At 29.4% G+C, this 11,833-nt stretch carries 15 protein-coding genes; 6 read left to right on the plus strand and 9 right to left on the minus strand.

Translation table 11 applies throughout. The annotated features are described in order from the left end of the window. Positions 1-11 precede the first annotated feature (11 nt). Positions 12-1,226, minus strand: coding sequence for an MFS transporter (locus AC5SL1_RS03995; RefSeq protein ID WP_494599210.1), 1,215 nt, complete (start codon positions 1,224-1,226; stop codon positions 12-14). A 14-nt stretch (positions 1,227-1,240) separates the two neighbouring features. On the opposite strand from AC5SL1_RS03995, the gene AC5SL1_RS04000 reads away from it, so the two are divergent. Together AC5SL1_RS04000 and AC5SL1_RS04005 are read left to right on the plus strand one after the other, a co-directional pair. Beyond that, positions 1,241-2,107, plus strand: coding sequence for an NAD(P)-dependent oxidoreductase (locus tag AC5SL1_RS04000; RefSeq protein ID WP_494599211.1), 867 nt, complete (start codon positions 1,241-1,243; stop codon positions 2,105-2,107). A 6-nt stretch (positions 2,108-2,113) separates the two neighbouring features. Continuing rightward, complete coding sequence (locus tag AC5SL1_RS04005) at positions 2,114-2,713, plus strand: flavin-binding protein (RefSeq protein ID WP_494599212.1); 600 nt, start codon at positions 2,114-2,116, stop codon at positions 2,711-2,713. Here the strand turns inward: AC5SL1_RS04005 and AC5SL1_RS04010 are convergent. Then, complete coding sequence (locus tag AC5SL1_RS04010) at positions 2,710-3,222, minus strand: gamma carbonic anhydrase family protein (protein ID WP_494599213.1); 513 nt, start codon at positions 3,220-3,222, stop codon at positions 2,710-2,712. The genes AC5SL1_RS04005 and AC5SL1_RS04010 overlap by 4 nt on opposite strands. 18 nt (positions 3,223-3,240) lie before the next feature. Here AC5SL1_RS04010 and AC5SL1_RS04015 point away from each other — a divergent pair, with 18 nt between their 5' ends. Both AC5SL1_RS04015 and AC5SL1_RS04020 read left to right on the plus strand, forming a co-directional pair. Beyond that, positions 3,241-3,798 carry a thioredoxin family protein gene (locus AC5SL1_RS04015; protein WP_494599214.1) on the plus strand — a complete coding sequence of 186 codons (558 nt, stop codon included), beginning with the start codon at positions 3,241-3,243 and terminating at the stop codon, positions 3,796-3,798. After that, the gene (locus tag AC5SL1_RS04020; protein WP_494599215.1) at positions 3,798-4,880 is read left to right on the plus strand and encodes a glycosyltransferase family 4 protein; all 1,083 of its coding nucleotides are present in this window, start codon (positions 3,798-3,800) and stop codon (positions 4,878-4,880) included. Before AC5SL1_RS04015 ends, AC5SL1_RS04020 begins: the two co-directional genes overlap by 1 nt. Here the strand turns inward: AC5SL1_RS04020 and AC5SL1_RS04025 are convergent. Then, positions 4,872-5,804 (minus strand): glycosyltransferase family 9 protein, encoded by a 933-nt coding sequence (locus tag AC5SL1_RS04025; RefSeq protein WP_494599216.1) that lies wholly within the window; start codon positions 5,802-5,804, stop codon positions 4,872-4,874. The two genes, AC5SL1_RS04020 and AC5SL1_RS04025, sit on opposite strands and share 9 nt — an antisense overlap. Before the next feature lie 32 nt (positions 5,805-5,836). On the opposite strand from AC5SL1_RS04025, the gene AC5SL1_RS04030 reads away from it, so the two are divergent. Further along, the gene (locus AC5SL1_RS04030) at positions 5,837-6,226 is read left to right on the plus strand and encodes a DUF6165 family protein (protein WP_494599217.1); all 390 of its coding nucleotides are present in this window, start codon (positions 5,837-5,839) and stop codon (positions 6,224-6,226) included. Here the strand turns inward: AC5SL1_RS04030 and AC5SL1_RS04035 are convergent. The 5 genes from AC5SL1_RS04035 to AC5SL1_RS04055 all read right to left on the minus strand — a co-directional run bounded on the left by AC5SL1_RS04035 (position 6,220) and on the right by AC5SL1_RS04055 (position 10,380). Next, a complete protein-coding gene (locus AC5SL1_RS04035) occupies positions 6,220-6,894 on the minus strand; it encodes an ABC transporter permease (protein ID WP_494599218.1) in 675 nt (224 codons plus the stop codon). The genes AC5SL1_RS04030 and AC5SL1_RS04035 overlap by 7 nt on opposite strands. Beyond that, positions 6,894-7,586, minus strand: coding sequence for an ABC transporter permease (locus AC5SL1_RS04040; protein WP_494599219.1), 693 nt, complete (start codon positions 7,584-7,586; stop codon positions 6,894-6,896). The genes AC5SL1_RS04035 and AC5SL1_RS04040 overlap by 1 nt, the downstream gene beginning before the upstream one ends. A 45-nt stretch (positions 7,587-7,631) precedes the next feature. Beyond that, positions 7,632-8,483: a transporter substrate-binding domain-containing protein gene (locus tag AC5SL1_RS04045; RefSeq protein WP_494586870.1), complete on the minus strand. Its 852-nt coding sequence runs from the start codon at positions 8,481-8,483 to the stop codon at positions 7,632-7,634. A 62-nt stretch (positions 8,484-8,545) separates the two neighbouring features. Beyond that, positions 8,546-9,586 (minus strand): adenosylmethionine decarboxylase, encoded by a 1,041-nt coding sequence (gene speD / locus AC5SL1_RS04050; RefSeq protein WP_494599220.1) that lies wholly within the window; start codon positions 9,584-9,586, stop codon positions 8,546-8,548. 269 nt (positions 9,587-9,855) lie between these two features. Next, complete coding sequence (locus AC5SL1_RS04055) at positions 9,856-10,380, minus strand: 5'-methylthioadenosine/S-adenosylhomocysteine nucleosidase (RefSeq protein ID WP_494599221.1); 525 nt, start codon at positions 10,378-10,380, stop codon at positions 9,856-9,858. Positions 10,381-10,417: 37 nt separating this feature from the next. Here AC5SL1_RS04055 and AC5SL1_RS04060 point away from each other — a divergent pair, with 37 nt between their 5' ends. Beyond that, on the plus strand, positions 10,418-10,945 hold the full coding sequence (locus AC5SL1_RS04060; RefSeq protein WP_494599222.1) for an adenine phosphoribosyltransferase: 528 nt from the start codon (positions 10,418-10,420) through the stop codon (positions 10,943-10,945). A gap of 2 nt (positions 10,946-10,947) precedes the next feature. Here the strand turns inward: AC5SL1_RS04060 and AC5SL1_RS04065 are convergent, their stop codons facing one another. Further along, positions 10,948-11,811, minus strand: a complete 864-nt coding sequence (locus AC5SL1_RS04065) for a glycosyltransferase (protein WP_494599223.1) — start codon at positions 11,809-11,811, stop codon at positions 10,948-10,950. Positions 11,812-11,833: the final 22 nt, after the last annotated feature.

Consider the following 11,833-nt stretch of genomic DNA (forward strand, 5'->3'; position numbering starts at 1 on the left):
AAAAATCAAGGTTAATTTTGTAAAGATTGAGGATTAAGCTTACTCTTAATGAGAAATAGCAGTGATATAGCTATTAAAATATAAGATCCTGAAACTAGAGCAATTTGTTCTATAGAAAATCCATCATCTATAAGTATTCCAAAAAGTGCTGTTCCAAAGGCTGTTGAAAATACCATTAAAGCGGTCGTTAGGGCTTTAATTGAACCAATGTATTTTACACCATAAATTTCAGCCCATGTAGCTGAACCTAGAACATTTGCTAGTCCATTTGAAATTCCAATTAAACCTAAAAATACAAATGATGAAATTGGTGAGTTAAAATAATAAAGCACAAACGTTGAGACCAATAAAGGAATGTTCATATAAATTATCAATTTTCGACTACTAAACTTGTCAATTAAAAAGCCTGTTAAAAATAAAGTAATCACTGATAAAATTGAATACACCATAAAGGATTGGGCAATAACATAAGGTCCCCAACCTTTAGATGACACTATAAAAGATTGATAAACAAATGTACCCGTTGCAATCCAAGGCATCGCTAACATGCTTAAACATATAATATAAAAGCGATAATCTTTTAAAACTTCACCTCTCGTCCATTGTTTTATATCTTTAGTTTTAATATTTATGGCACTAGATGTTTCTCTTGAATCTAATTTAACATTTTTAACTAATGTAATGATGACAATAGGTAAAATGATAATAACTGAAATTGAAATAGCTATCCAAATATTTCTCCAATCAATAAAAGTTAATAAAAAAATAATTAATAAGGGTAAAATAAATTCAGCTAACGATAAACCAAGCCAAGTTGTGCTTAGTGCGCGTCCCCTAGTCTTTTCAAAAAATCTTGATATTGTTGTGGTTGCAGTGTGAGACATTAGTCCTTGACCTGATAACCTCATTAAGAAAATTGATAAAAATAGGAAAGCGACTGATGAAATTTTAGAAAATAAAAAACAAGAGATCGCTAGTAACGCAATAACATAAGATGCAAATTTTAAAATATTAAAATCATCAATTTTTTTACCAACCCAAACAAGTGTAAAACTACTTAACAAAGTAGCAGATGCATAAATTGATCCAAACTGACCATGCGTGATAGAAAGCGCGTCTCTTATGCTTGAATTAAACAGTCCTAGAAAAAAACTCTGTCCAAAGCTTGAAAAAAATGTAAATATAAATCCAAATAAAATTACTTTAAAATTCAAACTTTTAAACATAGGAAATAGAAATTATGAGCAATGTTGCATTTATAGGTTTAGGTGTCATGGGTTATCCAATGGCAGGATATATATCAAAAGCAGGTCACAATGTAACTGTTTATAATAGAACTGCTGCAAAAGCTGATAAATGGGTTGCTGAATATAAAGGGTTAAAAGCAGATACTCCTGCAAAAGCTGCAGAAGGTGCAGATTTTATATTTACCTGTGTTGGTAATGATAATGATTTACGAGAAGTAACTTTCGGTGACAACGGTATCTTTAAAACAATTAAAAAAGGCTCAGTTTACATTGATAACACAACCGCTTCTGCAACGATTGCTAGAGAAATTTATGAGCATTCATTAAAAAGTGAATTTGGTTTCTTAGATGCACCGGTATCAGGTGGACAAGCTGGTGCTGAAAATGGTGCTCTAACTGTTATGATTGGTGGAGACCAAGCAAACTTTGATAAAGCAAAAGACATTATTGATTGTTACAGCAAAAAGATGAAATTATTAGGTGGTGCTGGTAATGGTCAATTAGCAAAAATGGTTAACCAAATTTGTATTGCAGGTCTTGTTCAAGGTTTATCAGAAGCAATTAACTTTGGAAAAAAAGCAGGCTTGAATATGGAAGATGTAATTGAAGTTATATCTAAAGGTGCTGCTCAATCTTGGCAAATGGAAAACAGATACAAAACGATGATTGATGATCAGTTTGAATTTGGTTTTGCAGTTGATTGGATGAGAAAAGATTTAAAAATTGCAATGGATGAAGCTAAAAATAATGGTTCATTACTTCCTGTAACTGAAATCGTTGATAAATATTACGGTGAAGTTCAAGAGATGGGTGGAAACCGTTGGGATACTTCTAGTTTGATTAGAAGACTAAGCAAATAATCTCGTATGCAACCAGCGTACTACGAAGATTTTGAAGAGATCAAAAATAAAATCTGGTCCATGCTGGATAATGCTATCAAAGATAGAGGGTCTCCTTTTAGAATTCCTGTATTTATTTGTGGTGGTCAAGATGACTTTGATGGAAGAATTGTAGTCCTTAGAAAATCAGATAGAGAAAATAATATTATCCAATACCATAGCGATATCAGATCAGATAAAATTGCTAAATTAAAAGCAAACAAGAATGCAGCAATGCTGTTTTATGACAAGGATGATAAGATACAAGTTAGACTTAAAGTTGAATGCACCATTAATCATGAAAATGATATTACAAAACAGTCTTGGTTAAAAACAGGACACATGAGTAGAAAATGTTATTTAGTTGATAACGGACCAGGAACATTATCTGAAACCCCTACTTCAGGACTAAAGCCTGAACTGGATAATTTTGAATTTACAATGGAGCAAAGTGAGGTGGGTTATAAAAACTTTACTGTTATTCAATGTAAAATTAAAAGTATGGAATGGCTTTACTTAGCAGCTAAGGGTCACCGTAGAGCTAGATTTGATTTAGAAAATAACAAGGATACCTGGTTAATTCCTTAAAAAACTGATTTAGAATATTTTTTCCAATTATCTTGGTAATGAATAGCGTTTTCAGTAATTAATTTTGTCTCTTCTTTTGAAACTTGTCTTACAATTTTACCAGGAGATCCAACAACTAAAGAATTGTCTGGGATAATTTTATTTTCTGTGATCAATGCATTGGCTCCTATGATGCAATTTTTCCCAATTTTTGCACCATTTAAAATGACAGCACCAATTCCAATTAAAGAATTGTCTTCAATTATACAGCCATGCAACATTACTAGGTGACCGATAGTTACATCTTTACCTATTTTTAAAGGAAAACCTGGATCAGTATGAAGTACGCTTCCATCTTGAATATTTGATCCTTCACCAACATAAATGTTTTCAATATCCCCTCTTAAAGTTGCATTAAACCAAATACTGGTATTTTTTTCTAAAGTAACATCACCTATTATAGTTGCATTTGGAGCTACCCAATTTTCACCTACATTTTTAATTTTTTTATTTTCCAAATCGTAAAACATAACTATATAATGTTTATCATGCCTCCACTAAAAACACCAATATGTGATTTTGGAACAAACGCTAAAGATTTTAAACTAAAGTCTACCGACCATAAGCTTATTTCTTTAAGTGATATTAAGGGTGATGCTGGGACCTTAATAATGTTTATTTGTAACCACTGCCCCTATGTAAAGGCTATCATTAAAGACATTGTTGATGACTGTAAAAAATTAGAAAAACTTGGAATAAAATCAGTAGCTATTTCTGCTAATGACACGATTAATTACCCTGAAGATAGTTTTGAAAATATGATTGAATTTGCAAAGATACATCAATTTAATTTTCCATATCTTTTTGATGAAACTCAAAAAGTTGCAAAAAGTTATGATGCTGTTTGTACCCCTGACTTTTTTGGATTTAACCATAACCTAGAATTACAATATAGAGGTAGAATAAGAGAGTTAGAAAATTTAAAACCAGTAAGAGCTGGTGATAGTGATTTATTTGTAGCAATGAAACAAATAGCTGAAACAGGCAAAGGTCCAGAAAAACAAATTCCAAGTATAGGTTGTGGTATTAAATGGTTGGATAGTTAATGTATTTAATTGTTACAAAAACATTTCCTCCAGAGGTGGGAGGCATGCAAAACTTAATGTGGGGTTTAGCAAATGAACTTTCAAAACATCACATGATAAAAGTTTTTGCTGATTTTTATGAAAATCACAATTTTTTTGATGAAGAGGTATCTTTTTCAATAGAGCGTGTAGGTGGCATAAAACTTCTTAGAAAATTTAGAAAAGCTCAGCTTATTAATGAATTTATTAGAGAAAATAAGGTTGATGGTATAATTGCTGATCATTGGAAAAGTCTAGAACATCTTAAAACAAATAAAAAAAAGATTTGTTTGATCCACGGTAAAGAGATTAATCATGAAAAAGGCACTTCTCTTAATAAAAGAGTATTACAAGTTTTAAATAATATTGAAACGATTGTTGCAAATTCTGAGTATACTAAAAATTTAGCTATTTCATTGGGAGTTAATCAAGATAAAATTATAGTTATTAATCCTGGTGTTGATCCAGTTGAAGAATTAGATAAAAAAAATTTAGACAAAGTGGAGAATTTATTAAAACATAAATCACCAAGACTTATTACTGTATCAAGATTTGATAAAAGAAAAAATCATGAAAAAGTAATCATGACTCTTCGAAATTTAAAACAAATCTACCCTAGTATTATCTATATTTGTGTAGGCTATGGAGATGAGGAGGAAAATATTAAAAAATTAGTAGCAGAACTCGGCCTTCAGCCTCAAGTGATGTTTTTTAAAGATATCTCTAATGAATTAAAAAATGCATTAGTTGCTAAATCAGATATTTTTGTCATGCCTTCAGTTGTTCACAAAAAATCTGTTGAAGGATTTGGTATTGCCTATGTTGAAGCGGCTCAATATGGATTGCCTTCTCTTGGAGGAAAAGATGGAGGTGCGGCAGATGCAATTGAACATGAAAAAACGGGTTTAATCTGTGATGGCAATGAATTAGATGAAGTTTATTCATCAATTAATTTGATGTTAGAGAATAATAAATTCCATGAGTATGGAAAAGCTGCCAAAGAAAATTCTACTAAATTTAAATGGAGTTCAATTATTGAAGAATATAAAAAAATATTAAATTAATATTTTTTCTAACACTTTGCTTGCACTTAATTTTTCTAAATCATCCACTTGTATTGCTTTAAAATTTTCTCTTTCAATGCTAACTTTAAAAGCTGTTGTGTGTTTACCGAATAAGGTCAAACCTTTTACACCAAGATGGGCTGAGATATGAGCTGGACCTGTATCATTTGCAACAACAAATGAACTTTCTTTAATCAAACTTGCAAGTTGAGAAATATCTATAGCTTTACCTTTATCTAAAATTGAAACAGCATTAATATTTTTTGCATCATCGATTTCAGATGGTCCAGGTGCAACAATAACTTTAACTTGGTCTTTATATTTATTTTTAATTAACTCTATTAGCTCATTGTAATGGGGCCATTTTTTATGAGCTAGATGAGCTGAACAAAAAGGAAATAAAACAATATATTTATCTAAATTAAATTCTTGTTTAATATTATCAATATTAGTTACAGCCCAATTAAAGTCTGGTTTCATAGTGTGTTCGGTTTTAATTCCAGAAGTTTTAAGTTGATGATCAAATCTATTCAAAACTGGATTTTTATCAAACTCCTCTTTTGAAATATTACTTGGTAAGGTAGTCTCTGAACTAGACCAAATATTAAAATTTGCTTTTGGAAATAAAATATTTTTATAAAATTTTGTTCTAGATGAGTTTTGCAAATCATAAACTTTTTTAAAACTCTTCTTTTTCAAGTTTCCCATTAACAAATATAGATAAATTAAATTAAATCTTGATTTACGTTTGTCTAAAATAACATTATGTATAAATGAGTTTTTTTTAAATAATTCAAAATAAGGTTTTGTTGTTAATATATGGATTTGATCTTGTGGGTGGTTTTCAGAAATATCTTGAATTGCCCCACATGCTTGGGCTATATCTCCTAAAGAACCATGTTTGATAACTAAAATATTAGACATATTTCTAACAACTTAACATAGTATAAATTTTTATGAATAAAATTCTAGTTGAAGTATCTGTGGGTGAACTTTTAGACAAAATTTCTATTTTAGAGATTAAACAAGAAAAAATTAAAGATCCTGAAAAACTAAAATTTATTAATACTGAACACAGTATTTTAAAAGATCAATTAGATAACAATGTTAAATCTGATGAAAAACTCAATACACTTTTTAAATCACTAAAAGATATAAATGCAAAATTATGGGTAATTGAAGATGATAAAAGATTGTGTGAAAAAAATTCTGATTTTACTGAAAAATTTATTAAACTTTCAAGAGATGTTCATTTTTTAAATGATGATCGTGCAAAAATTAAGCTAGAGATGAATAATCATACAGGCTCTAAAATAAAAGAAATTAAAGAATATACATCTTATTGAAAGCTATATTTTTTTTCTAAATACTTTATCAAGTTATGAATGATAAAAGTCATAAATAGATAAATTCCACCCGCTAAAAAAAACACCTCCAAGGGTTTATAAGTTGTTGAGACAATGTGTTTAGCAACACCAGTAATATCCATTAAGGTTACAGTGCTTGCAAGTGATGTGCCTTTCATCATTAATATAATTTCATTTCCATAAGCTGGCAGCGACTGTCTTATTGCAATTGGAATTTGAATTTTATATAAAATTATTTTGTTAGTTATCCCAAGACTTTTACCCGCTTCTATTATTCCAGGTTTTATTGTCTCAAAAGCAGATCTTAATATTTCAGAAGTATAAGCACCTGTATTTAAAGCGAATGCAATAATTGCACACCAATAAGGTTCCTTTAATATAACCCAGAGAAAAGTTTCTCTAAGCCACTCTATTTGTCCAAGGCCAAAATAAATTATAAATATTTGAACTAATAATGGTGTTCCTCTAAATAAATAAGAATAGCCATAAGCAAACTTATTAATGAATGGATTTTTATTAAGTCTTAAAACTGCAAATATAAATCCAATAAATAAACCAATAATTAATGAAATTGATAGCAATTTTAAAGTAACTAAAGCAGCGCTAAGTAGTTTTGGTAGACTAGTAAGCATTAAATCTAAATCCATCAAAAGCCCCTACTGTATTTAACTTCAAGTCGATTGATTAACTTCATACTTATAAAGGTTAACATTAAATATAAAACTGCAGCAAAAGAATAAAAGAATAATGGATCTCTTGTTGAACCTGCCGCAATATAAGATTGTCTCATGATTTCTACTAAACCAGTAACTGATATTAATGATGTGTCTTTTAAAGTAATTTGCCAAACATTACTTAAATTTGGAATGGCTAGTCTTAACACTTGAGGTAAAATTACTTTCAGAAAATAAATATATTTTTTAAAACCTAAAACCCTACAAGCTTCAAATTGACCTTTATCAATTGATTGAATGGCACCTCTAAAAACCTCTGTTGAGTATGCCCCTGAAATAGTACCAATTGCAACTGATCCAGTAATAAATGCATTAATTTCTATATATTCATAGTAGCCAAATATTGATGCAACATACATTATGGCTCCACTACCACCAAAAAATAAAAGGTAAATTACAAGTAATTCTGGTACTCCCCTTATTACTGTTGTGTAAATATTTCCAATAAAATTTAAAATTTTGTTATTTGATAATTTGAGAGGTGTAAAAATTAATGAAAATAAAAAACCAATTAACATTGCAGTAACTGCTACTGCTATTGTCATTAGAGTTGCATAAAACAACTCGTCTCCCCAGCCTGTTTTTCCGAATGATAAAAGATCCATATCGAAAGGGCGACTAAATAAATAGTCGCCTTTTCAAAATATTATTTACATAGAAGCGTCAAAGCCAAAATGCTTGATCGCTAATTTGCTGATGATTCCTTGTTTTCTAGCAGTGTTAATTGCTTTGTTGAAATCTTTAAGAAGTTTTGCATCTCTTGTACCGATTGCATCATCTCCACCTTGTCTAATTCCAACACCAACACCATTACCAAAAGCACCACCTGAAAAAGTAGGTCCAACTAATACTACTGGTTTTCCTGATTTATCCGCATAATCAGTGAATGCAACTGCTGCTGCTAATGCAACATCACATCTACCAGAAGTTAAGTCTAAATTTACTTCATCTTGAGTTTTGTAAGTTCTAACATTTACTTTGCCCACATCACCAGATTCTAAAAAGTTTTGGTGAATAGTTCCAGTTTGTGTACACACAGTTTTTCCAGCAAGCGCAGCAGTTAAAGTCTTAAGAGTTTTCTTAACAGCACTTCCACCTAAAGTTAAATTAATACCTTCTGGTGTATCCATGCTCTCTAAACTTGAACCTTTCATTACCGCAAGGGCTGCAACTTCATCTGCATAACCTTGTGAAAAAGTAATTGTTTTTTGTCTTTCAGCAGTAATTGACATTCCTGCCATGATCGCATCAAACTTTCTCATTAATAAAGCTGGAATCATTCCATCCCAATCTTGCTCAACAATTGTACATTCACGTTCCATAATTGCACAAAGTTCTTGAGCTAATTCAACCTCAAAACCAATAAGATTGCCTGATGCATCCTTAGAGTTCCAAGGAGGGTAAGCACCTTCTGTTCCAATTTTTATTGTATCAGAATAAGCATTTCCAATTAACAATAAAGAAGCAAGAACAGTTAAAATTGTTTTTTTAAATATATTCATTTTTTTCTCCATAGATTTATGTAGGATTTATTTCACAAATTTAATAATTTAAAAAGAAAATTTTAGTGATTAATTGATGATGAGAAGTTCCAAGAACAGTCAAAACTTGGAATATAAACCCTATCCAAAGTTGTATTACCAAAATTCTTATTGAATACATCTAGCCATTTTTCAACCTGCTCTGGTTTTTTATCTTGGCTACCAACTTGTGCAGTTATCACTCCACTTGGTTTTAATATTCTAATTAAAGTATCCATATTTTTTGCTGCAAGATCTATGCAAAACTGATCATCATTTAGATCAACAAAAATTTTATCGTATTTATCATCTTCGACAGATTTTATACTTTCAAATGCATCACCCCAAACGCATTTAACTGAATTTTTTTCTGTAGATTTATTACTAATGCTTCCAAGATGTTTATTGCAAACTTCAACCACTTCTGGATCTAGTTCATACCAATCAATAAAATCAAAACCTTGAGAGATACATTCTCTAGCGACACCACCATCACCACCGCCAATGATTGCAGCAGTACCTAAATTTTTGTTTAATTTTAAAGCAGCATTAACAAACGTTGAACTATATAAAACTTCATCATTAGTTGCGACTTGAATTTCGTTATCTATGAAAAGTGACTTACCAAATTGTTCTAAATCTAATATTTCAATGTGTTGACCAACTTTTGATTTAAAATCTTCCAAAACTTCATTCACTACATATGATTTTTGTAAGCCAGGCGAGCTATAAATATCATGATACAGAGACTTCGTGTCTCTATTAAATTCTTTTTTAACAATTCTTTTATGTTTGAATTCTTTTTTAACAATGTCTAGAGCGATTGAAGGACTAATTTTTCCACAGGTAAAAAAATCAAAACTAATAATTCCTTTTTCAGGAAAGGTATGAAAACTAATATGGCTTTCTGCTAATAAAGCTAAAATTGTAAAGCCCTGAGGTTCAAATTTATATCTGGAAATCTCAAGAATTGTAACATCGGCAGCTTTTGCAATTTGACGAATAACACTTTCGTAGACTGAGGGGTCATACTCTTGAGTGGTACCAATAATGTCTAAAGTTATATGCTCACCTACTTTAGTCATAAAAATTATTCCTCTTATAATTTTTGTTATTATTAAACTTAAAAGTTTTATATACGTGTAAGAACAATTTTCAATACTTAATCAATTACTATAGATTTAACTTCTTCTCACAAAGAATTATTGCTTCTTCTATATCAAAATTAGTAGATATTTTTTTTTCTCAACACACGCATTGATTGATCTATTAATATTTTACTTACTTAGTATCAGAACTGCACTCATAGCAACGACTATAATGGCAAATATCAGCAATTTTTTTATCATTAAAGTTAAAATTTTTTATTAATCATTTTAGCAAAAGTTTCAGCACCTAATGCCAGATTAGTGTTCCAATCATTGTTAGCATTTTCATCGGCATTATCTGATATATATTTAAAACATTTAAATCCTATATTTTCCAACATACAAACTTTAGCAATTGCATAAGCTTCCATATCAACAACATCAACTTCCATTTCAATTTTTTGATTAACAAAACTATCTCCTGTGCCACAAGAATAGCCACTGTTAGAAATTATTATTTCTTTAACTTTATCAAATGGTGTTTCGCCTAATTTAAAATCAAGACCTCTAACATCCATATCTCTTTGATAGAATTTTGTGCATTCAACAATCCCTTTTAATTTAGTATTGATTGCACCAGCAGTTCCATAATTAACAATAATCTTGGGCTTATAAATTTGTATTAACTTAAGAGTATTGTATGTAGCATTAATTTTACCAACTCCTATGTGCTTAAAATAGTCTAAGCCAACAGTTTCTTCTTTTATCGCTGCAACGAATAATTTGTCCATAGATTTTTCTTATCAAAGATATAAATATATCAATATTATGAATTTAAAAGATTTTATTAGATCAATTCCTGATTATCCAAAAAAAGGAATTTTATTTAGAGATATTACAACTCTAATTAAAGATGAAAATGCTTTCAGAGAATGTATTGACCAGATAATAGAAAGATCAAAAAAATATAAAATTGATAAAATTGCTGCAATTGAGTCTAGAGGTTTTGTTTTTGCTTCAGCAGTTTCTTATATTTTAAAAAAACCATTTATAATGCTTAGAAAAAAAAATAAATTACCAGCTGATGTTCATTCAATTGATTTCGAGCTTGAATATGGAACTGCTACAATTGAGGTTCACAAAGACTCAATAAACAAAGATGACTCTGTTCTGATAATAGATGATTTAATTGCAACGGGTGGTACTGCTGAAGCTGCTGCTAAACTTATAGAAATTTCAGGAGGTAATGTTGCAGCATTTATTTTTGCAATTAATCTTTATGATTTAGGGGGATCTAATAATTTAGTTAAAAGAGGATACAAAATAGAAAACTTAATTGATTTTCCTGGTCACTAGTATTAAATTTGTGGTCTATACCAAGATTTTTTGCCAAGCATAGAATTAGCAAGTCCTAAAAATCTCATCATATAAATCTTTTTTTTAAATTTATTGAGAGTTACAAAATAATAAAAAAATTTAATTATAGAAGTAGTCAGTGTAGGAATGCTCGTTAAAAAAGCTCTTAAATAACCAAAATGTTTTTTATTAAAATAAAATTTTGACCACATCCAATGCCAGTTTCGTGAAAATTCAATTTCCTTTTCATAAATAGGTGAATGAGATTTTCCTCCAAGGTGATTTATTTTTGCTTTTTTTGATATATATATTTTGTTGTTTTCTTTTTTTTTCCTTAAACACAAATCATCATTTTCTAAATAAAGAAAAAAATTCTCATCAAAAAAAAAATTATCTTGAAATTTATTTTTATTTATCAGCATTGCATATCCATCTACAGAGTCGACACTTAAAAACTCTAAGTCATTATTTTGTAATTTCTTATTTTTAATCTTATAATTTGGATATTGAATATCATCAGATATTGGTGCTAAGATTGCATAATCATTATGCTTTGATGACAAAGTAATTAATTCATCAATAGTATTTTTATAAAATTTTACATCAGGATTAATTACAAAAGCGTAATCTGTTTTACATAATTTAATTCCAATATTATTTGCAGCGCCCATACCCTTGTTTTCTTGAACAATAACTTTAATTTTTGAATTTTTTGTCTCAAGTTTTTCTTTAAGTTTTAGATCATTAGAATTTTCAATAATAATTATACTAGATTCTTTTGGTAAAGACTCGATACATTCATGAATTACATGATCACTTTTAAATGTAACAATAATAAATGTTAGGTTATTTAAACTTAAAGTCATTGTTGAAGTAAATTATTATATA

It is taken from the genome of Candidatus Pelagibacter sp. PS_10_02, assembly GCF_059418005.1.

Excerpts from the sequence above, each read along its gene's own strand:
- AC5SL1_RS03995 (WP_494599210.1), bottom strand. The coding sequence starts at position 1,226 with ATGTTTAAAAGTTTGAATTTTAAAGTAATTTTATTTGGATTTATATTT.
- AC5SL1_RS04000 (WP_494599211.1), top strand. The coding sequence starts at position 1,241 with ATGAGCAATGTTGCATTTATAGGTTTAGGTGTCATGGGTTATCCAATG.
- AC5SL1_RS04005 (WP_494599212.1), top strand. The coding sequence starts at position 2,114 with ATGCAACCAGCGTACTACGAAGATTTTGAAGAGATCAAAAATAAAATC.
- AC5SL1_RS04010 (WP_494599213.1), bottom strand. The coding sequence starts at position 3,222 with ATGTTTTACGATTTGGAAAATAAAAAAATTAAAAATGTAGGTGAAAAT.
- AC5SL1_RS04015 (WP_494599214.1), top strand. The coding sequence starts at position 3,241 with ATGCCTCCACTAAAAACACCAATATGTGATTTTGGAACAAACGCTAAA.
- AC5SL1_RS04020 (WP_494599215.1), top strand. The coding sequence starts at position 3,798 with ATGTATTTAATTGTTACAAAAACATTTCCTCCAGAGGTGGGAGGCATG.
- AC5SL1_RS04025 (WP_494599216.1), bottom strand. The coding sequence starts at position 5,804 with ATGTCTAATATTTTAGTTATCAAACATGGTTCTTTAGGAGATATAGCC.
- AC5SL1_RS04030 (WP_494599217.1), top strand. The coding sequence starts at position 5,837 with ATGAATAAAATTCTAGTTGAAGTATCTGTGGGTGAACTTTTAGACAAA.
- AC5SL1_RS04035 (WP_494599218.1), bottom strand. The coding sequence starts at position 6,894 with ATGGATTTAGATTTAATGCTTACTAGTCTACCAAAACTACTTAGCGCT.
- AC5SL1_RS04040 (WP_494599219.1), bottom strand. The coding sequence starts at position 7,586 with ATGGATCTTTTATCATTCGGAAAAACAGGCTGGGGAGACGAGTTGTTT.
- AC5SL1_RS04045 (WP_494586870.1), bottom strand. The coding sequence starts at position 8,483 with ATGAATATATTTAAAAAAACAATTTTAACTGTTCTTGCTTCTTTATTG.
- speD (WP_494599220.1), bottom strand. The coding sequence starts at position 9,586 with ATGACTAAAGTAGGTGAGCATATAACTTTAGACATTATTGGTACCACT.
- AC5SL1_RS04055 (WP_494599221.1), bottom strand. The coding sequence starts at position 10,380 with ATGGACAAATTATTCGTTGCAGCGATAAAAGAAGAAACTGTTGGCTTA.
- AC5SL1_RS04060 (WP_494599222.1), top strand. The coding sequence starts at position 10,418 with ATGAATTTAAAAGATTTTATTAGATCAATTCCTGATTATCCAAAAAAA.
- AC5SL1_RS04065 (WP_494599223.1), bottom strand. The coding sequence starts at position 11,811 with ATGACTTTAAGTTTAAATAACCTAACATTTATTATTGTTACATTTAAA.